The following is an 18,271-nucleotide window of genomic DNA, read 5'->3' as shown; positions in this document are numbered from 1 at the left end:
CCATGACCCGCACGCCTTGCGGAGCCCCGCGCCGCGCGGGAAGGTCGTAGCACAGACCGCTCGGAGGGAGGTCGGCCATGCCCATCGCGACGGTGAACCCGGCGAACGGCGAGACGCTCAAGACGTACGAGGCCATGGGCGAGGAGGAGATCGAGCGCCGGCTCCAGCTCGCCGAGGCCACGTTCCGCACCTACCGGTCGAGTGGCTTCGCGGACCGCGGACGGCTGCTGCTGCGGGCCGCGCGCCTCCTGGACGAGGACACCGAGGACATCGCGCGGACCATGACCACCGAGATGGGCAAGCCGCTCGGGCAGGCCCGCGCGGAGGCCGCGAAGTGCGCCAAGGCGATGCGCTGGTACGCCGGGCACGCCGAGGAACTGCTGGCCGACGAGGAACCCGCCGACTCCGACGCGCGGGACTCGGGCGCGTCACGGGTGCGGGTGCGCTACCGGCCGCTCGGGCCGGTGCTCGCGGTGATGCCGTGGAATTTCCCGCTGTGGCAGGTGATCCGGTTCGCCGCCCCGGCCCTGATGGCGGGCAACGTGGGTCTGCTCAAGCACGCCTCCAACGTGCCGCAGACCGCCCTCTACCTGGAAGACCTCTTCCACCGGGCTGGCTTCCCCGAGGGCTGCTTCCAGACCCTGCTCATCGGTTCCGGGGCCGTCGCCGGCGTGCTGCGCGACGAGCGGGTCAGGGCCGCCACGCTGACCGGCAGCGAACCCGCGGGCCGGGCGGTCGCCTCCGTCGCCGGGGAGATGGTGAAGAAGACGGTGCTGGAGCTGGGCGGCAGCGATCCGTACGTCGTCATGCCGTCCGCCGACCTGGACCGGGCCGCTCAGGTCGCGGTGACCGCACGGGTGCAGAACAACGGGCAGTCGTGCATCGCCGCCAAGCGGTTCATCGTGCACACCGACGTCTACGACGCCTTCGCCGAACGGTTCGTCGCCGGGATGCGGGCGCTGACGGTCGGCGATCCGATGTCGCAGGACACGGACGTCGGCCCGCTGTCCACCGAGCGGGGGCGAGCCGATCTGGAGGAGCTGGTGGAGGACGCACGGCGCGGCGGGGCGCGGGTGCTGTGCGGCGGCCACCGCCCGGAGGGGCCCGGCTGGTACTACCTGCCGACCGTGCTCGCCGGGATCACCCGCGAGATGCGCATCCACCGCGAGGAGGCGTTCGGGCCGGTCGCCACGCTCTACCGGGCCGACGACCTCGACGAGGCGGTGCTGATCGCCAACGACTCGCCGTTCGGGCTCAGTTCGAACGTGTGGACGCGGGACGAGGCCGAGACCGAGCGGTTCGTGGCGGACCTGGAGGCGGGCAGCGTGTACGTGAACGGGATGACCGCCTCCCATCCGGCGTTCCCCTTCGGCGGGGTCAAGCGGTCCGGGTACGGGCGTGAGCTGTCCGGGCACGGGATCCGCGAGTTCTGCAACATCACCACGGTATGGCAGGGTCCGTGACGTTTCCGGGGCTACGATCCGATCTGTGAACCGCGAAGTGACCCTGCCTCTGATCGTCGACGACCGCGGTGCCCTTCAGGTGGCCGCGGCCGACGTGAGCAAGCTGCTCCGCACGGTGGGCGGCCGGTGGCTGCGACTCGTCGAGGCCGGGCAGGACGGTCTGGACGAGGACACGGTGGCCGCCCTGACCATCGAACTCGCGAAGCTGGCCGACCGCATCGACGTGGCCTGCATCGCCCACAGCAGCGGCCCCCCATAGCCCGGACACCGCGTGCCGGTGGCGTCCGGAACAGGACCGCGTACGCCGGAGACCGGCTCCCGCGGTCCCCCTCCGGACCGCCGTCCGGCAGTCGGGCCGACCTGTACGGCGCGCCGGGCATCGCGGGCCGGGCGCCGTGCGGGGTGGCCGGACGGCCGCCCCCGCCGGGCCGGTCCGGGCGCTGCTCGGGGATCTCGTCCGGGGCACTTGCGCCGAGACCGGCCCGCGCGCACGTGCGCGCGCCCCGCATCGGTACAGGGCGGCACGGGCTGCGGGCACGACGGGCTTGACCGGTGACCAGGACACGAAGGACCCGCGGGCGACCGCACCCGCCCACCCGGCCGACCGCGTCGACCCGGCTTGCATGCCCCACGGCAGCAGCCGACCGCAGCCTGAACGCTCCGCGTCGGCGGCAGCCGTTCGGGACCGCGCACGGCTGCCCGCGTCCCCTCGCGGCCGACCGAACGGCGCGCTCCGCGACGCCCTTCCTGCGGCCGGCACAGCTGCCGTTGAGGGGGACGCGACCCTTGTCGAGGCGGCCGGTGTCCGGGGGCCGCCTGCGCGGATGCGGTCGCCCGCGGGTCCGGTCCCGGGAACGGTCGCGCGGAGAACGTGAAGTGGGCGCGGGTCTGTCCGGCGGGCCCTGGTGACGGCGCGGCAGATCCGCGGTGCGGGGGTGAAACCCGCTCCGCGTCGGGCAGTTGGTGCTCGCCGCGACCGGACGGCGGGCGGCTCGTCGTCCGCGCCGGCCGCCAACTCGCCGACGCGCATTACCAGTTCCTGTGCGGCACCGCCCTCCAGCGGGGGTATGCGATCTGCCCCGGCACGGCGCGGCACGCGGCCGGGCATGCCTCGGTGGGTTGGGCGTCGGCGGGTGAGGCAGGCGGCGCGAGCCGGACGGGACCGGCGGCGGGGCCGGCGGGCCGGTCCTCGTTCGCGCGGCGGACGCGGGCGGCATCTCCTCGCATGCGGCCGGCAGGGTGAAGAACGGGGGTCGACTTCGGGCGGTCGGCGCCCCGTTGGGCCGGCTACGTAACAGTGCGCCGGTCCGCGGCCACCGCCCACCGCCGCTCCAGGTCCGGCCGGCCCGAGCGCGACCCGGCCGGCGCCACGCTCCGCGATCATCGGGAGGAGCCGATTCGCCCCCGGGTCGGTGACCGGCCTGAGGGCCGTGGAGGCCAGTGTTTCCTTGGCTGTTGGCGGCATCGCGTCCCCCGCCGGGGCGCCGTGGGCCGAGGCCCGTCCCCGACCCGTTGTCCCCGGTTCGGAGTAACCCGGCGCGAGATCGTCGCCCCGTCGGGCGAACCTGAGTGCACCACCTTCTCACCGGTGGGCGAAGACCCCCGGACGGCGAAAGCAGGGACGGCTCATGGCGACTTTGTGCAGACCCTCGGTGTCCGTACCAGAGAACGTGATCACGATGGAGGAGACACTGGAACTGGCGCGTACGCGTCACGCGGACCATCCGCAGCTGCCACTGGCCCTCCGACTGATCGAGAACACGGGCGTACGCACCCGGCACATCGTGCAGCCCATCGAGGAGACTCTGAAGCACCCGGGTTTCGAGGAACGCAACAAGGTCTACGAGGCGGAGGCGAAGGCCCGGGTCCCCGCGGTGATCCAGCGGGCGCTCGACGACGCCGAACTCCTGACGTCTGACATCGATGTCATCGTCTACGTGTCGTGCACCGGCTTCATGATGCCGTCGCTGACCGCGTGGCTGATCAACGAGATGGACTTCCCGAGCACCACCCGTCAGCTGCCGATCGCCCAGCTGGGCTGCGCGGCCGGCGGTGCGGCCATCAACCGGGCCCACGACTACTGCACGGCCTACCCCGAGGCCAACGTCCTCATCGTGGCCTGCGAGTTCTGCTCGCTGTGCTACCAGCCCACCGACCTGGGCGTCGGCTCGCTGCTCTCCAACGGCCTGTTCGGCGACGGCATCGCCGCGGCCGTGGTGCGCGGTCAGGGCGGCACCGGCGTACAGCTCCAGCGCAACGGGTCCTATCTGATCCCGAAGACCGAGGACTGGATCGCCTACGACGTCCGTGCGACGGGCTTCCACTTCCTGCTGGACAAGCGGGTCCCCACCACGATGGAACCGCTGGCCCCGGCGCTCCAGGACCTCGCGGGCACCCACGGCTGGGACGCGTCCGCACTGGACTTCTACGTCATCCACGCGGGCGGACCCCGAATACTCGACGACCTCAGCAAGTTCCTGAAGGTCGAGCCGCACGCGTTCCGGTTCAGCCGGTCCACGCTGACCGAGTACGGCAACATCGCCAGCGCCGTGGTGCTGGACGCGTTGCGCCGGCTCTTCGACGAGGGCGGCGCCGAGGACGGTGCGCGCGGGCTGCTCGCCGGCTTCGGGCCCGGCATCACCGCCGAGATGACCGTGGGCAGCTGGGTGCAGAGGGGCTGAGCGACGACATGGCGGAAGAGACACTCGCCGGGTCCGTGCCGACGGTACGGAACCGGACGGCGCCCGAGCCGGCCGGGGCCGCCCTCGACCCGGTGCTCGACGAGCTGATGCGGGAGGGTCCGGTCACCCGGATCCGGCTGCCGGGCTGCGCGGGCTGGGCCTGGCTGGTCACCCGGTACGAGGACGTGCGGGCGGTGGCCGACGACCCCCGGTTCGGCCGCGAGGCGGTCATGGACCAGCAGGGCACCCGGCCGGCCCCGCATGTCGTCCCCTCCCGTGGCGCGGTCGCCTTCCGCGACCCGCCCGGCCACACCCGGCTGCGCCGCTCGGTGGCCGCCGCGTTCACCGCGACGGGCGTGCGGCGGGTGCGCGACAAGGCCCGTGCCCTGCTGGACGAGTTGGTCGACGACCTGCTCAGGGCGGGCCCGCCGGCCGATCTGACCGCGACGGTCCTCGGTCCGTTCCCCATCGCGGTGATCTGCGAGCTGATGGGCGTTCCCGGCGCCGACCGGCAGGACATGCACACCTGGACGCGGCAGATCCTGTCCTGTGCGCGGGGCGAGCAGGACGGCGAGCGGGCCGAGGACGAGATGTACGGGTACTTCGCGGATCTCATCGGGGTGCGCCTGGACAGTGCGTCCGAGGACGTCGCCTCGCTGCTCGGCGGCGCCGTGGGCCGCGGCGAGGTGTCGCTGGACGAGGCAGTCGGTCTTGCCGTCCTCCTGCAGATCGGCGGCGAGGCGGTCACCCACCACAGCGGGCGGATGTTCCACCTGCTGATGACCCGTCCCGATCTGCTCGAACGGCTGCGTGCCGAGCCGGAGATCAGGCCCCGGGCCGTCGATGAGCTGCTGCGGTGCGCCCCGCTTCGCAACGCGGTCGGGCTGCCCCGGATCGCCCTGGAGGACGTCGAGGTCTCCGGCGTACGGATCCGGGCCGGCGACCCGGTCCATGTGTCGTACCAGGCCGCCAACCGCGACCCGGACGTCTTCCCCGACCCGGGGGCCGTCGACTTCGACCGCGACCCCGACGACCATGTGGCGTTCGGCTTCGGCCCGCACCACTGCCCCGGCGGCATGCTGGCCCGGCTGGAGTCGGAACTCCTGCTGGACACCCTGCTGGAGCGGGTGCCGGGGATGCGGCTCGCGGTGCCGCCGGACGAGGTTCCGTTCCGCGGCGGCGCGGTGGTCCGCGGCCCCGAGACGCTGCCCGTGACGTGGTGAGGTGACGATGACCGCGACGGAGGGGCTGCTCGTACCGCCGGGACACGGGCGCATCGTCCAGGCGCCGGCCCAGCGGGTGACGTTCAAGGTGACCGGCACGCACTCGCGGACGGCCTCCACCTTCGAGGTGGAGGTCCCGCCCGGGTTCGACGTCGGCGCCCATGTGCACACGCGCAGCGAGGAGCTGTTCTACGTGCTGGAGGGCGAACTGGACGTGCTGGCCTTCGAACCGCGGGTCCGCACGCCCGACAGCTGGCGCAAGTGGGAGTCGCTTTCCGGCAACAAGGTGGTGCGGGCGACGCCCGGCACCGTCATCGTGGTGCCGCCGGGCTGCCCGCACGCCTTCGCCAACCCGACGGACAACCCCGCGAAGATGTTCTTCCAGGCGTCTCCGCCGCCCGATCACGAGCGGTACTTCGAGGAGTTGCTGGAGATCCTGGGCGACGGGGGTCCGCCGGACCACGACGCGATCGAGGCGCTGCGCAAGCGCTACGACATCGAACAACTGACCCCGCTACGCCACACGTGACCACGGGCCCCGCCCGGGAGCCGCCACGACCCGCTACGGGACGCCGGGCGCCCGGGCGGGGTCCGTCGGGAGTGGTGTGAGCGGAACCACCGGCCCCGGCGGCGGCCCCAGCCGTCGGGCGATCGGATGCCCGTCGCATGAGCTCACCGAGGGCCGCCGTGCGGGCCGCCGCCGGTGAGGCGTGCCGGCTCGGGGATGCGCCCGGACACGCGGTCCCGGTCCCCACCCGTCAGGGCAGCCGAACCACGTGCTCGGCGCGGCGGAGACATCGCCCACACCAACTGCCCCGTCGGGCAAGGACGGTCGCGGGGGCCGCCGTGGTGCCGTTGTCGGCGCCCTTTGGCGTCAGCGGATCGGGATGCCTGAGAGGGTGCGGGCTATCACCAGGCGCTGGATCTCGCTGGTGCCTTCGAAGATGGTGTAGATGGCGGAGTCCCTGTGCATCCGCTCCACCGGGTACTCGCGGGTGTATCCGTTGCCGCCGAGGATCTGGATCGCCTGGGCGGTGACCTGCTTCGCGGTCTCGCTGGCGAACAGCTTGGACATCGAGCCCTCGGCCGCGGTGAACGGCCTGCCGTTGACGGCCATCCAGGACGCCCGCCACACCAGCAGCCGGGCCGCGTCGATCCGGGTGCGCATGTCCGCGAGCTGGAAGGCGATCCCCTGGTTGTCGATGATCGGCCGGCCGAACTGCTCCCGCGTCCTGGCGTAGTCGAGGGCCACCTCGTACGCGGCCCGGGCCGTGCCCACGGCCATCGCGCCGACCGCCGGGCGGGACGCCTCGAACGTGGCCATCGCCGCGTTCTTCACCCGCTCGCCGTCCGTGTGCGCCCGCTCCCTGGCCCGGGCCAGCCGCTGGTCCAGCTTCTCCTTGCCGCCGAGCAGGCACGAGCCGGGCACGCGCACGTCGTCCAGGACGACCTCGGCGGTGTGCGAGGCGCGGATGCCGTGCTTCTTGAACTTCTGTCCCTGGGTGAGCCCCCGGGTTCCGGGCGGCACGATGAACGAGGCGTGCCCCTTGGAACCCAGCTCCGGGTCCACCTGGGCGACGACGACGTGGACGTTCGCGATGCCGCCGTTGGTCGCCCAGGTCTTCGTGCCGTTGAGCACCCACTCGTCCTTGGCCTCGTCGTACACGGCACGTGTGCGCATCGAGGCCACGTCGGAGCCTGCGTCGGGCTCGGAGGAGCAGAAGGCCGCGACCTTGACGTCGGTCGCGTCGCCGTACATCTGCGGGATCCAGGTGCCGATCTGCTCCTCGGTGCCGTTGGCGAGGACGCCCACGGCGGCGAGGCCGGTGCCGACGATGGACAGGGCGATGCCCGCGTCGCCCCAGAACAGTTCCTCCATGGCCATCGGGATGCCGAGTCCGGTGGGGTCGAAGTACTGCTGGGCGTAGAAGTCCAGGGAGTAGATGCCGACCTTGGCCGCCTCCTGGATGACCGGCCAGGGAGTCTCCTCACGCTCGTCCCATTCGGCGGCCGCGGGGCGGATGACGTCGGCGGCGAAGCCGTGCAGCCACTCCTTGACCTCCTTCTGTTCGTCGTTGAGCTCCATGGTGAACTCGGCCATGTCCCCTCCAGCGCGGCACGTGCATGTTACTTGCGGTAACAGGAGTCTGTTACCCACTGGTAGGAAAAGTCAACTCCGACCGACCCGTCGCCCTCCCGTTCGATGTCAGGGGCACCGACAGTGTTAGTTTGCGCAGGCGTCACCGAATCAGCACGGGTGGGGAGATCACATGGACACCACGCAGCGGACCGACCAGCAGCGGTCCGCCGACCGCCGACGGCGGGAGCTGCTGGAGGCCGCGGACAGAGTGGTGCTGCGTGATGGCCCGAAGGCCTCGATGAACGCCATCGCGGCGGAGGCCGGCATCACCAAGCCGATCCTTTACCGCCACTTCGGCGACAAGGGGGGCCTTTACGCGGCCTTGGCCAAGCGGCACACGGACGCGCTGCTCGACTCGCTGCGCGCGGCGCTGGACGCCCCGGCGGAGCGGCGGGAGCGGGTCGAGGCCACCCTGGACACCTATCTCGCGGCGATCGAGGCCCGGCCGCAGGTGTACCGCTTTCTCATGCATCCGGCGGAGGGCTCGCAGAGCGATCAGGGCTTCGACGTCGGCAAGCACAGCGCTCCGCTGCTGCGGCGGATGGGCGAGGAGCTGGCCCAGGTGATCGGGGACCGGCTGGACCTGGGGCCGGGCAGCCAGCAGCTGGCCCGGGTGTGGGGACACGGGATCGTCGGCATGATGCACGCGGCCGGCGACTGGTGGCTGGGCGAACGCCCCTGCTCACGCGCGGAGTTGGTGAAGAGCCTGGCCGACCTGCTGTGGGGCCGACTGGCCGCGGCAGCCGACAGACTGGGCAGCCCAGGCTTCTGACGCCGGCGCCCCGAAGGGGGGCGGGGCCGTATCGATGTGCGGCTCCGCCGCGCGGGCGCAAACGGCCGCAACGCACCCGCACCCGCACCCCCCGACAACCCGACACACATCCGCACCACGAACGACACACCGCGGTCAGGAACGCCACGGGGCGCGCCTCACCCGGCGGAGCAGGCGGGCGCGGCGCCAGCCGTTGAGGCGGTCCGCGTAGACCCCGCCCTCCAGATGGTCCCACTCGTGTTGCAGGCACCGGGCGAAGAACCCCGTGCCGTGCACGGTGACCGGCTCGCCGGTCACCGTGAAACCCTCGACGACCGCGTGGTCGTACCGCTCCGTCGCCGCTTCGAGACCCGGCAGCGACAGACAGCCCTCGGGGCCGCGCACCACCACCCCGTCCGCCGTCACCAACCGCGGGTTGACCACATGCCCCAGATGCCGCACGTCCTCGTCGTCGGGACAGTCGTAGACGAACACCCGCGAGGACACGCCGACCTGGTTCGCGGCTAGCCCCACCCCGCGCGCCGCGTACATCGTCGCGAACAGGTCCTCCACCAACTCCGCAAGGCCGGCGCCGAAGTCGGTCACCTCCGCGCAGCGGGCGTGCAGCACCGGGTCGCCGTGCAGGGTGAGGGGCCTGACCCGCCCGCGGGCTCCCCGGATCGAACCGTTTCGCATGGCCGCAAGGGTACGGTTCCCTGGGCCCACACCCCGCCGCGCAGGCGTGGGCCGGGATTCGGGTGTGCGAACGGATCTCGATAGGCTGACGTCCACACCACGTTGCCGGATGGCTCAGGCGCGGCGCGTACGCAAGGAGGATCGAGAACTGATGGCAGGCAACTCGGACCCGCTCACGCCGCGGGCCAAGCTGGCCGTGACCGCGGGCAAGGCGGTCGCGGCGGCGTCCCGCGCCGCCGGGCGCGGCAGCGGATCGGTGATCGGTGGCCGGGTCGCGCTGAAACTCGACCCCGACCTCCTCGCCCGGCTCGCCCAGAACCTGGACGTCGTCCTGGTGTCGGCGACCAACGGCAAGACCACCACCACCCGGCTGATCGCCGAGGCGCTGCGCGCCGCGGGTCCGGTCGTCTCCAACGCGCTCGGCGCCAACATGCCGGCCGGTATCACCTCGGCCCTCGCGGGCGGTTCGGACGCGCGCTACGGCGTGATCGAGGTCGACGAGAAGTACCTGGCGGGCGTGGCCCGGGACACCGACCCGAAGTGCATCGCGCTGCTGAACCTCTCCCGCGACCAGCTCGACCGGGCCGCCGAGACCCGGATGCTCGCCGAGAACTGGCGCGAGGGCCTTTCCGGCTCCAAGGCCGTCGTCGTCGCCAACTGCGACGACCCGCTGGTGGTGTGGGCCGCCTCCTCCTCGCCCAATGTGATCTGGGTCGCGGCCGGCCAGATGTGGAAGGACGACGCCTGGTCGTGCCCGTCCTGCGGCGGTGTGATGCAGCGCCCCGGCGACGACTGGTACTGCGGCGAGTGCGGTTTCCGCCGTCCGACGCCGAGCTGGGCGCTGTCCGGCGACCACGTCCTCGACCCGCACGGTTCCGCCTGGCCGATCCACCTCCAGCTGCCGGGCCGTGCCAACAAGGCCAACGCCGCCAGCTCCGCGGCGGTCGCCGCCGTCTTCGGTGTGCCGCCGCAGGTCGCCCTGGAGCGCATGTACCAGGTGCAGGCCGTCGCCGGGCGCTATGACGTCGTGCAGTTCCTGGGCCGCGATCTGCGTCTGCTGCTCGCGAAGAACCCGGCGGGCTGGCTGGAGACCTTCTCCCTGATCGACCCGCCGCCCACCCCGGTGATCCTGTCCGTGAACGCGCGCGGCGCCGACGGCACCGACACCTCCTGGCTGTGGGACGTCGACTACACCCGGCTGACCGGTCACCCGATCGTCGTCATCGGCGACCGGAAGCTGGACCTCTCGGTGCGTCTGGAGGTGGCGAACCAGCACTTCCAGGTCTGCGACACCCTCGACCAGGCGGTCCAGCAGTCCCCGCCCGGCCGCATCGAGGTCATCGCGAACTACACCGCGTTCCAGGACCTGCGCCGCCGCGTCGGAAACTGACGGCACACCCGACACAAAGGACGATCACTTCATGAGCGACAACAGCCTGCGTCTGGTGTGGATCTACCCGGACCTGCTGAGCACCTACGGCGACCAGGGCAACGCGCTCGTCGTGGAGCGCCGGGCCCGGCAGCGCGGACTCGACGTGGCCCGGCTCGACGTGCGCAGCGACCAGCCGATCCCGACCTCCGGCGACATCTATCTGATCGGCGGCGGCGAGGACCGGCCGCAGCGGCTCGCGGCGGAGCGGCTGCGCCGCGACGGGGGCCTGCACAAGGCGGTGGAGAACGGCGCGATCGTCTTCTCGGTGTGCGCGGGCTACCAGATCCTCGGCCACGAGTTCATCAACGACCTCGGCCAGCGCGAGCCCGGCCTCGGCCTGCTCGACGTGGTCTCGGTGCGCGGCGAGGGCGAGCGGTGCGTCGGCGACGTCCTCGGGGACGTCGACCCGCGCCTGGGCCTGCCCCAGCTGACCGGTTTCGAGAACCACCAGGGCGTCACCCACCTCGGCCCCACGGCCCGCCCCCTCGCCCAGGTCCGGCTTGGCCGCGGCAACGGCACCGGGGACGGCACGGAGGGCGCGTACAACGACACCGTCTTCGGCACGTACATGCACGGGCCGGTACTCGCCCGCAACCCGCAGATCGCCGATCTGCTGCTCAAGCTGGCACTCGATGTGAACGCGCTGCCGCCGGTGGACGACCGCTGGTACGAGGCGCTGCGCAACGAGCGGATCAGTTCTGCGCAGCAACCCGCGTGAGCGCTGCGCTGGCTTGAGCGTTCCGCGCCGTCGGGGGCGGGAGGGGCGTTGCGCGGCTGCGGGTGTGTTGTGGCTGGGCGCGCAGTTCCCCGCGCCCCTGCGGGGCGCTGTTGGCAGGCTGGTCGCTCACATGTGCGGGGGCGTCCAGCAGGCGGACGGTCGCTACGGGGCGGCCCCCTCGCGCCGGTAGGCTGGCCGGGATCGAGCCGGACAGCGTGGTCCGGCGCCCGGCCCACGTCGAGAAGGTATTTCGGGCTATGCGCATTGGTGTGCTCACCTCCGGCGGCGACTGCCCCGGCCTGAACGCCGTCATCCGGTCCGTCGTGCACCGCGCCGTCGCCGACCACGGCGACGAGGTCATCGGTTTCCGGGACGGCTGGAAGGGCCTGCTGGAGTGCGACTGGCTCAAGCTCGACCTCGACGCCGTCGGCGGCATCCTCGCCCGCGGCGGCACCATCCTCGGCTCCTCCCGGGTCCAGCCGTCCCATCTGCGGGACGGGGTGGAGCGGGCCCGCGGCCATGTCGCGGAGCTGGGCCTGGACGCGATCATCCCGATCGGCGGCGAGGGCACGCTGAAGGCGGCCCGGCTGCTCTCGGACAGCGGTCTGCCCATCGTGGGCGTGCCGAAGACGATCGACAACGACATCGCTGTCACGGACGTCACCTTCGGCTTCGACACGGCCGTGGGTGTCGCCACCGAAGCCCTCGACCGGCTCAAGACCACGGCGGAGTCGCATCAGCGGGTGCTCGTCGTGGAGGTCATGGGGCGGCACACCGGCTGGATCGCGCTGCACTCCGGCATGGCGGCCGGCGCGCACGCCATCGTCGTACCGGAACGCCCCTTCGACATCGAGGAGTTGGCGCGCCGCGTCGGGGAGCGCTTCGAGGCGGGCAAGCGGTTCGCGATCGTGGTCGCCGCGGAGGGGGCCAAGCCGAAGGCCGGCACCATGGACTTCGACGAGGGCGGCCGGGATGTGTACGGGCACGAGCGGTTCGCCGGGATCGCCCGGCAGCTGTCCCTCGAACTGGAGGAGCGGCTGGGCAAGGAGGCGCGGCCGGTGATCCTCGGGCATGTGCAGCGCGGGGGGACGCCGACGGCGTACGACCGGGTGCTGGCGACACGGTTCGGGTGGCATGCGGTGGAGGCCGTGCACCGTGGGGAGTTCGGGCGGATGACGGCGCTGCGGGGTACGGACATCGTGACCGTGCCGTTGGCTGAGGCCGTGGAGACGCTGAAGACGGTGCCGGTGTCGCGGTACGACGAAGCGGAGTGTGTTCTTTAGCGGGGGGCGGCGTTGGAGTGGTCCTCGGTGTCGGGTGCGGGTTGTGTGTGGCTGGGTGCGCCGTTCCCCGCGCCCCTCGGGGGGCCGCCGTTGGGGGTGGGCTTTGTAGCCGGGTGCGGGTTTCGTTTGGCTGAGCGCGCAGTTCCCCGCGCCCCTTCGGGGAGCCGCCGTTGGGGGTGTTCTTTGAGGCCGGGTGCGAGTTGTGTGTGGTTGAGCGCGCCGTTCCCCGCGCCCCTTGGGGAGCCGCCGTTGGGGGTGTTCTTTGAGACCGGGTGCGGGTTGTGTGTGGCTGGGCGCGCCGTTCCCCGCGCTCCTTGGGGGGACCCCGGGGGTGGGGGGTGGGTGGGGCGGTTCTAGGCTGTCGGGGGACAGACCGCGTACAAACCCCATGAAACAGGAGCCTGCGGAATGGATCACAGCGGGCATGGCATGACCATGGATCTGCCGCCGTTCACCCTCGGACGAGGGCTCGGGTGGTCGGCGGATCCGTTCTTTCTCGTCGCCTGTCTGCTGGGGCTCGCACTGTACGCGTGGGGTGTCGTGCGGCTGCGGCGGCGCGGTGACGCGTGGCCGGTCGCGCGGACCGTCTCGTACGTGCTCGGGGTGCTCACCATCATGCTGGTGATGTGCACCAAGCTGAACGACTACGGCATGGTCATGTTCAGCGTGCACATGGTGCAGCACATGGTGATCAGCATGCTGTCGCCGATCCTCATCCTGCTGGGCGCCCCGGTCACCCTGGCGCTGCGCGCCCTGCCGGTCGCGGCCCGGGGCCACAAGGGTCCGCGCGAGCTGCTGCTGGCGCTGCTGCACAGCCGCTACATGCGGATCGTCACCCATCCCGCGTTCACCATCCCGATGTTCATCGCGAGCCTGTACGCGCTGTACTTCACCCCGCTGTTCGACTTCCTGATGGGCTCGAAGGCCGGGCACATCGCGATGATGGTGCACTTCCTCGCCGTGGGCATGGTGTTCTTCTGGCCGATCATCGGCGTCGACCCCGGCCCGCACCGGCCCGGGCATCTGATGCGGATGCTGGAGCTGTTCGCCGGCATGCCGTTCCACGCGTTCTTCGGCATCGCGCTGATGATGGCGTCCACGCCGATGGTCGACACGTTCCGCAACCCCTCGGCCTCGCTGGGTATCGACGCGCTCTCCGACCAGAGCGCCGCGGGCGGCATCGCCTGGGCGTTCAGCGAGATCCCGTCGGTGCTGGTACTGATCGCCCTGCTGTTCCAGTGGTACGGCTCCGAGCAGCGGCAGGCCAGGCGCACGGACCGGGCCGCCGACCGGGACGGCGACAAGGAGCTGGCCGCCTACAACGCCTACCTGGCCTCGCTCAACGCCCGCCAGGGCTGACCCGGGACCGGCGGCGCCCGCCGAGGTCTCTTTCCGGTCCGGCCGTACCGGGCGGATTCGTTCCCACCGGGTTCGGGGCACCATGGAGGGAACGGACCAGGAGGAGGGTGTCGCGATGCCCGGTTCTACGCACGGTTCCACGAAGGCGATGGGGGTGCTCACCGTCGGCGGACTCGTCGTGGTGACCGCCTACTCGGTGGCGCTCGGCAGCAACGGCTGGCTGTGGTTCGGCTGGGTCGTGCTGGGACTGCTCACCCTGGCCATGGTCGTGACCCAGGGCGACTGAGCGACGCCTCGGCCCCGGCCGGGTTCACTCGCTGGTGCGCCGGGCCGCCGAGTGCACCCCCGGCCGGTACTTCGGCACCCTGGCCGTGATCTTCATGCCCGCTCCCACCGCGGTCTCGATGACGAGGCCGTGGTCGTCGCCGTAGACCTGGCGGAGCCGCTCGTCGACGTTGGACAGGCCGATGCCGCCGGAGGGCCCGATCTCGCCGGCGAGGATCCGGCGCAGGTCCTCGGGGTCCATGCCCACACCGTCGTCCTCGATGACGACCAGCGCCTCGGCGCCGGCGTCCTGGGCCGTGATCTGGATGTGGCAGGCGTCGGACTTGCCCTCCAGGCCGTGCTTCACGGCGTTCTCGACGAGGGGTTGCAGACACAGGAACGGCAGCGCGACCGGCAGCACCTCGGGCGCTATCTGCAGGGTGACGGCGAGCCGGTCGCCGAACCGGGCCCGGACGAGCGCCAGATACTGGTCGATGGCGTGCAGTTCGTCGGCGAGGGTGGTGAAGTCGCCGCGCCTGCGGAACGAGTAGCGGGTGAAGTCGGCGAATTCCAGCAGCAGTTCGCGGGCGCGCTCGGGGTCGGTGCGGACGAACGAGGCGATCACCGCGAGCGAGTTGAAGATGAAGTGCGGGGATATCTGGGCCCGCAGGGCCTTGATCTCGGCCTCGATGAGCCGGGTGCGGGACCGGTCGAGGTCGGCGAGTTCCAGCTGGACGCTGACCCAGCGGGCCACCTCGCCCGCCGCCCGGACCAGCACGGCCGACTCCCGCGGCGCGCAGGCGACCAGCGCCCCGTGCACCCGGTCGTCGACGGTGAGCGGCGCCACCACGGCCCAGCGGACCGGGCAGTCCGGGGTCGCACAGGACAGCGGGAACGCCTCGCCGCGGCCGGTCTCCAGCGGCCCGGCCAGCCGCTCCATGACCTCCCCGCGGTGGTGGCCGCCCACGCCGTCCCAGACCAGGACGTCCTTCTGGTCGGTCAGGCACAGGGCGTCGGTGCCGAGCAGCGTGCGCAGCCTGCGGGCCGACCTGCGCGCGGTCTCCTCGGTGAGGCCGGCGCGCAGCGGGGGCGCGGCGAGCGAGGCGGTGTGCAGGGTCTGGAAGGTTGCGTGCTCGACGGGTGTGCCGAGGTCGCCGAGGCTCTGCGGGCGTGCGGTACGCCGCCCCAGCCAGAAGCCGACGGCCAGCAACGGCAGCACGGCCACGCACAGACCCGCCAGAAAACCGGTCACGGCCCAACCTCCGCACACCGCCGAACGGCGCCCCGAAGGGGCGCGGGGAACTGGGCAATCGGCCAGGAGGCCGCCGCGGACGTCCGACGGCGCATCATGACCCCTCCAGCGGAGCGTGCAGTTCCTCCGGCAGATGGAACCGCGCCAGGACGGCCGCCGTACCCGGTGGCACCCGGGCGGCGGTGGCCAGCGACACCAGCACCATGGTGAGGAAGCCGAGCGGCACCGACCACAGCGCGGGCCAGGCGAGCAGCGCGTGCAGGGAACCGGTGCCGGGCAGCCCGGCCATGGTGGCGGCCACCGCGGCGAACGCGGAACCGCCGCCCACCAGCATGCCCGCCGCGGCCCCGGGCGGGGTCAGCCGCCGCCACCAGATGCCGAGGACGAGCAGCGGGCAGAAGGACGACGCCGAGACGGCGAAGGCGAGCCCCACCGCGTCGGCGACCGGCAGCCCGCCGACCAGCACGCTCGCCGCCAGCGGCACCGCCATGGCGAGCACCGTGCCGAGCCGGAAGTGCCGCACTCCGCGGGACGGCAGCACGTCCTGGGTGAGCACGCCCGCCACGGCCATGGTCAGTCCGGACGCGGTGGACAGGAACGCGGCGAAGGCGCCGCCCGCCACCAGCGAGCCGAGCAGATCGCCGCCGAGGCCGCCGATCATCCGGCCGGGCAGCAGCAGCACCGCGGCGTCCGCGTCGCCGGTGATGGTGAGTTCGGGGGCGTACAGCCGGCCGAGCGCCCCGTACACGGGCGGCAGCAGGTAGAAGCCGCCGATCAGGGCGAGGACGGCGACGGTGGTGCGGCGGGCGGCGACGCCGTGCGGGCTGGTGTAGAAGCGGACGACGACATGCGGCAGGCCCATGGTGCCGAGGAAGGTGGCGAGGATGAGCCCGTACGTGGCGTACAGCGGGCGTTCCTCGCGGCCCGTGGCGAGCGAGGTGGACATGCCGCCGCCGGTGCCCTGCGCGGCGGCCGGCACGGGGTCGCCGGGCGCGAAGGCCAGTCGGGTGCCGCGTTCGAAACGGTGGGTGCCGGCGGGCAGCGCGACCCGGTCCTGGTCGTGCCGACGGCCGTCGACCGTGCCGCTCACGGTGAGGGTCAGCGGCCGGTCGAGCCGCAGGTCGAGGGTGTCCTTGACGCGCAGGGATCGCTGCTCCCGGAAGGTGGCCGGCTCGTCGAAGGCGTGCCGGGGAGCGCCGTCGCCCTGCCAGGCGAGGACCAGGAACAGGGCGGGGACGAGCAGCGCGGTGAGCTTGAGCCAGTACTGGAATGCCTGCACGAAGGTGATGCTGCGCATGCCGCCGGCCGCGACCGTCGCGACCACGACCACGGCCACGATGATCCCGCCGAGCGGGTCGGGTGCGTCGGTGAGCACCGCCAGGGTGAGCCCGGCGCCCTGGAGCTGGGGCAGCAGATACAGCCAGCCGACGCCGACGACGAACGCCCCGGCGAGCCGGCGCACACCCTGCGAGGCGAGCCGGGCCTCGGCGAAGTCGGGCAGCGTGTAGGCGCCGGAGCGGCGCAGCGGTGCGGCGACGAACAGGAGCAGCACCAGATAGCCCGCCGTGTAGCCCACCGGGTACCAGAGCATGTCCGGGCCCTGTACCAGGACCAGTCCCGCGATGCCGAGGAAGGACGCGGCGGACAGGTATTCGCCGCTGATGGCGGCGGCGTTGAGCCGGGGTCCGACGGTGCGCGAGGCGACGTAGAAGTCGGAGGTGGTGCGCGAGACCCTGAGGCCGAAGGCGCCGACGAGGACGGTGGCGACGACGACGAGGGCGACGGCGGTGATGGCGTAGCCGGTGTTCACGGTGGCCTGCGATCCCCCGTCTCAGCGGTCCTCGACCAGACGCACCAGGTCGCGTTCGTTGCGTTCGGCGCGGCGCACATACCAGCGGGCGAGCAGGACGAGCGGCGCGTACAGGCCGAAGCCGAGCACCAGCCATTCGAGGCGGCGGGCCTGCGGGGCCGCCGCGAACACCAGGGGCAGCGGGCCGACCAGCAGCACCAGGACCGCGAACACGGCCAGTGCGGCGCGCAGTTGGGTGCGCATCAGGGAGCGGACATAGGTGTGGCCGAGGGTGGTCTGCTCGTCGATCTCGGTGCGCGGCCGGTGGGGGCCTGGGGTGCGGCGGGCGCGGCGGGGCGGTCCGGTGACGACGACCCGGCGTTCGGTGGGCTCCATCGCGGCCTCCTCTATCCGGTGGTGCGGCGCATCAGCAGGTCCCGCAGCTCACGCGCGTGGCGCCGGCTGACCTGAAGTTCCTCGCCGCCGACCAGGACGCTCACGCTGCCCGCGTCCAGGCGGAGTTCGCCGATGTGGCGGAGCGCGACGAGATGGCGGCGGTGGATGCGGACGAAGCCCCGGGAGCGCCAGCGGTCCTCCAGGGTGGACAGCGGGATGCGGACGAGGTGGCTGCCGCGGTCGGTGTGCAGCCGGGCGTAGTCGCCCTGGGCCTCGACATGGGTGATGTCGTCGACGGCGACGAAGCGGGTCACCCCGCCGAGTTCGACGGGCAACTGGTCCGGGTCGGGTTCGTGCACGGGGATGCGGGGGGCGCCGCGTACCTCGGCGACGCGGCGCACGGCCTCCGCGAGCCGTTCCTTGCGGACCGGTTTGAGGAGGTAGTCGACGGCCTTCAGGTCGAAGGCGCGCACCGCGAAGTCCTCGTGCGCGGTGACGAACACGACGAGCGGCGGATGCGTGAAGCCGGTGAGCAGCCGGGCCATCTCCAGCCCGTCGAGGCCGGGCATCTGCACGTCGAGGAAGACGACGTCGATGGCGTCGGGCCCGTCGGGGCCGGACTCCAGCGCCCGGGTGATGCGGCGCAGCGCCTCGGTGGCGTCACCGGCCCCCTCGACGCTGCCGATGCGTGGATCGGCGTGCAGGAGGTAGAGAAGTTCCTCCAGCGAGGGGCGTTCGTCGTCGACGGCGAGGGCGCGCAGCATGAAGGTGGAGTGTAGGTGGAATCGGTACGGGTGGACATGTGCCGGGCGTGGACGTTCCCG

General features: G+C 72.3%; 17 protein-coding genes. 11 read left to right on the top strand and 6 right to left on the bottom strand.

Annotation, left to right across the window (positions count from 1 at the left end):
- Window positions 1-77: 77 nt before the first annotated feature.
- From AC27LF_RS31205 to AC27LF_RS31185, 5 genes are all read left to right on the top strand, one after another.
- Window positions 78-1,463, top strand: coding sequence for an NADP-dependent succinic semialdehyde dehydrogenase (locus AC27LF_RS31205; protein WP_479660839.1), 1,386 nt, complete (start codon window positions 78-80; stop codon window positions 1,461-1,463).
- Window positions 1,464-1,488: 25 nt separating this feature from the next.
- Window positions 1,489-1,722, top strand: coding sequence for a DUF6213 family protein (locus AC27LF_RS31200; protein WP_351733442.1), 234 nt, complete (start codon window positions 1,489-1,491; stop codon window positions 1,720-1,722).
- A gap of 1,369 nt (window positions 1,723-3,091) precedes the next feature.
- Window positions 3,092-4,144 (top strand): type III polyketide synthase, encoded by a 1,053-nt coding sequence (locus tag AC27LF_RS31195; protein WP_479660840.1) that lies wholly within the window; start codon window positions 3,092-3,094, stop codon window positions 4,142-4,144.
- A gap of 8 nt (window positions 4,145-4,152) precedes the next feature.
- Window positions 4,153-5,367 carry a cytochrome P450 gene (locus AC27LF_RS31190; protein WP_479660841.1) on the top strand — a complete coding sequence of 405 codons (1,215 nt, stop codon included), beginning with the start codon at window positions 4,153-4,155 and terminating at the stop codon, window positions 5,365-5,367.
- Between the two features lie 7 nt (window positions 5,368-5,374).
- Window positions 5,375-5,896 (top strand): cupin domain-containing protein, encoded by a 522-nt coding sequence (locus tag AC27LF_RS31185; RefSeq protein WP_479660842.1) that lies wholly within the window; start codon window positions 5,375-5,377, stop codon window positions 5,894-5,896.
- A gap of 345 nt (window positions 5,897-6,241) precedes the next feature.
- Here the strand turns inward: AC27LF_RS31185 and AC27LF_RS31180 are convergent, their stop codons facing one another.
- Window positions 6,242-7,468, bottom strand: coding sequence for an acyl-CoA dehydrogenase family protein (locus AC27LF_RS31180; protein ID WP_479660843.1), 1,227 nt, complete (start codon window positions 7,466-7,468; stop codon window positions 6,242-6,244).
- Window positions 7,469-7,637: 169 nt separating this feature from the next.
- Between AC27LF_RS31180 and AC27LF_RS31175 the strand changes: the two genes are divergently transcribed.
- On the top strand, window positions 7,638-8,279 hold the full coding sequence (locus tag AC27LF_RS31175; RefSeq protein ID WP_479660844.1) for a TetR/AcrR family transcriptional regulator: 642 nt from the start codon (window positions 7,638-7,640) through the stop codon (window positions 8,277-8,279).
- A gap of 135 nt (window positions 8,280-8,414) precedes the next feature.
- Here the strand turns inward: AC27LF_RS31175 and def are convergent, their stop codons facing one another.
- A complete protein-coding gene (gene def / locus AC27LF_RS31170) occupies window positions 8,415-8,954 on the bottom strand; it encodes a peptide deformylase (protein ID WP_479660845.1) in 540 nt (179 codons plus the stop codon).
- Window positions 8,955-9,105: 151 nt separating this feature from the next.
- Here def and AC27LF_RS31165 point away from each other — a divergent pair, with 151 nt between their 5' ends.
- From AC27LF_RS31165 to AC27LF_RS31145, 5 genes are all read left to right on the top strand, one after another.
- On the top strand, window positions 9,106-10,344 hold the full coding sequence (locus AC27LF_RS31165) for a Mur ligase family protein (RefSeq protein WP_479660846.1): 1,239 nt from the start codon (window positions 9,106-9,108) through the stop codon (window positions 10,342-10,344).
- A gap of 31 nt (window positions 10,345-10,375) precedes the next feature.
- Complete coding sequence (locus AC27LF_RS31160) at window positions 10,376-11,104, top strand: type 1 glutamine amidotransferase (protein ID WP_479660847.1); 729 nt, start codon at window positions 10,376-10,378, stop codon at window positions 11,102-11,104.
- 257 nt (window positions 11,105-11,361) lie between these two features.
- The gene (locus AC27LF_RS31155) at window positions 11,362-12,387 is read left to right on the top strand and encodes a 6-phosphofructokinase (protein ID WP_479660848.1); all 1,026 of its coding nucleotides are present in this window, start codon (window positions 11,362-11,364) and stop codon (window positions 12,385-12,387) included.
- Between the two features lie 408 nt (window positions 12,388-12,795).
- Entirely contained in the window at window positions 12,796-13,746 is a 951-nt protein-coding gene (locus tag AC27LF_RS31150) for a cytochrome c oxidase assembly protein (RefSeq protein ID WP_479660849.1), read from the top strand.
- A 115-nt stretch (window positions 13,747-13,861) separates the two neighbouring features.
- A complete protein-coding gene (locus AC27LF_RS31145; RefSeq protein WP_404038591.1) occupies window positions 13,862-14,032 on the top strand; it encodes a hypothetical protein in 171 nt (56 codons plus the stop codon).
- A 24-nt stretch (window positions 14,033-14,056) separates the two neighbouring features.
- Here AC27LF_RS31145 and AC27LF_RS31140 read toward each other — a convergent pair whose 3' ends face one another.
- From AC27LF_RS31140 to AC27LF_RS31125, 4 genes are all read right to left on the bottom strand, one after another.
- Entirely contained in the window at window positions 14,057-15,262 is a 1,206-nt protein-coding gene (locus tag AC27LF_RS31140) for a sensor histidine kinase (RefSeq protein WP_479660850.1), read from the bottom strand.
- Window positions 15,263-15,356: 94 nt separating this feature from the next.
- The gene (locus AC27LF_RS31135) at window positions 15,357-17,072 is read right to left on the bottom strand and encodes a sodium/solute symporter (protein WP_479660851.1); all 1,716 of its coding nucleotides are present in this window, start codon (window positions 17,070-17,072) and stop codon (window positions 15,357-15,359) included.
- A 21-nt stretch (window positions 17,073-17,093) separates the two neighbouring features.
- Window positions 17,094-17,447 (bottom strand): hypothetical protein, encoded by a 354-nt coding sequence (locus AC27LF_RS31130; protein ID WP_479660852.1) that lies wholly within the window; start codon window positions 17,445-17,447, stop codon window positions 17,094-17,096.
- An 11-nt stretch (window positions 17,448-17,458) separates the two neighbouring features.
- Window positions 17,459-18,211: a LytR/AlgR family response regulator transcription factor gene (locus tag AC27LF_RS31125; RefSeq protein WP_479660853.1), complete on the bottom strand. Its 753-nt coding sequence runs from the start codon at window positions 18,209-18,211 to the stop codon at window positions 17,459-17,461.
- Window positions 18,212-18,271: the final 60 nt, after the last annotated feature.

This window comes from Streptomyces diversicolor (genome assembly GCF_057537855.1).
Note: the sequence above shows the minus strand (reverse complement) of the source record. Positions and strands in the feature narration are given on the sequence as shown.

Excerpts from the sequence above, each read along its gene's own strand:
- AC27LF_RS31165 (WP_479660846.1), top strand. The coding sequence starts at position 9,106 with ATGGCAGGCAACTCGGACCCGCTCACGCCGCGGGCCAAGCTGGCCGTG.
- AC27LF_RS31180 (WP_479660843.1), bottom strand. The coding sequence starts at position 7,468 with ATGGCCGAGTTCACCATGGAGCTCAACGACGAACAGAAGGAGGTCAAG.
- def (WP_479660845.1), bottom strand. The coding sequence starts at position 8,954 with ATGCGAAACGGTTCGATCCGGGGAGCCCGCGGGCGGGTCAGGCCCCTC.
- AC27LF_RS31160 (WP_479660847.1), top strand. The coding sequence starts at position 10,376 with ATGAGCGACAACAGCCTGCGTCTGGTGTGGATCTACCCGGACCTGCTG.
- AC27LF_RS31205 (WP_479660839.1), top strand. The coding sequence starts at position 78 with ATGCCCATCGCGACGGTGAACCCGGCGAACGGCGAGACGCTCAAGACG.
- AC27LF_RS31130 (WP_479660852.1), bottom strand. The coding sequence starts at position 17,447 with ATGGAGCCCACCGAACGCCGGGTCGTCGTCACCGGACCGCCCCGCCGC.
- AC27LF_RS31125 (WP_479660853.1), bottom strand. The coding sequence starts at position 18,211 with ATGCTGCGCGCCCTCGCCGTCGACGACGAACGCCCCTCGCTGGAGGAA.
- AC27LF_RS31145 (WP_404038591.1), top strand. The coding sequence starts at position 13,862 with ATGCCCGGTTCTACGCACGGTTCCACGAAGGCGATGGGGGTGCTCACC.
- AC27LF_RS31150 (WP_479660849.1), top strand. The coding sequence starts at position 12,796 with ATGGATCACAGCGGGCATGGCATGACCATGGATCTGCCGCCGTTCACC.
- AC27LF_RS31190 (WP_479660841.1), top strand. The coding sequence starts at position 4,153 with ATGGCGGAAGAGACACTCGCCGGGTCCGTGCCGACGGTACGGAACCGG.
- AC27LF_RS31185 (WP_479660842.1), top strand. The coding sequence starts at position 5,375 with ATGACCGCGACGGAGGGGCTGCTCGTACCGCCGGGACACGGGCGCATC.
- AC27LF_RS31155 (WP_479660848.1), top strand. The coding sequence starts at position 11,362 with ATGCGCATTGGTGTGCTCACCTCCGGCGGCGACTGCCCCGGCCTGAAC.
- AC27LF_RS31195 (WP_479660840.1), top strand. The coding sequence starts at position 3,092 with ATGGCGACTTTGTGCAGACCCTCGGTGTCCGTACCAGAGAACGTGATC.
- AC27LF_RS31175 (WP_479660844.1), top strand. The coding sequence starts at position 7,638 with ATGGACACCACGCAGCGGACCGACCAGCAGCGGTCCGCCGACCGCCGA.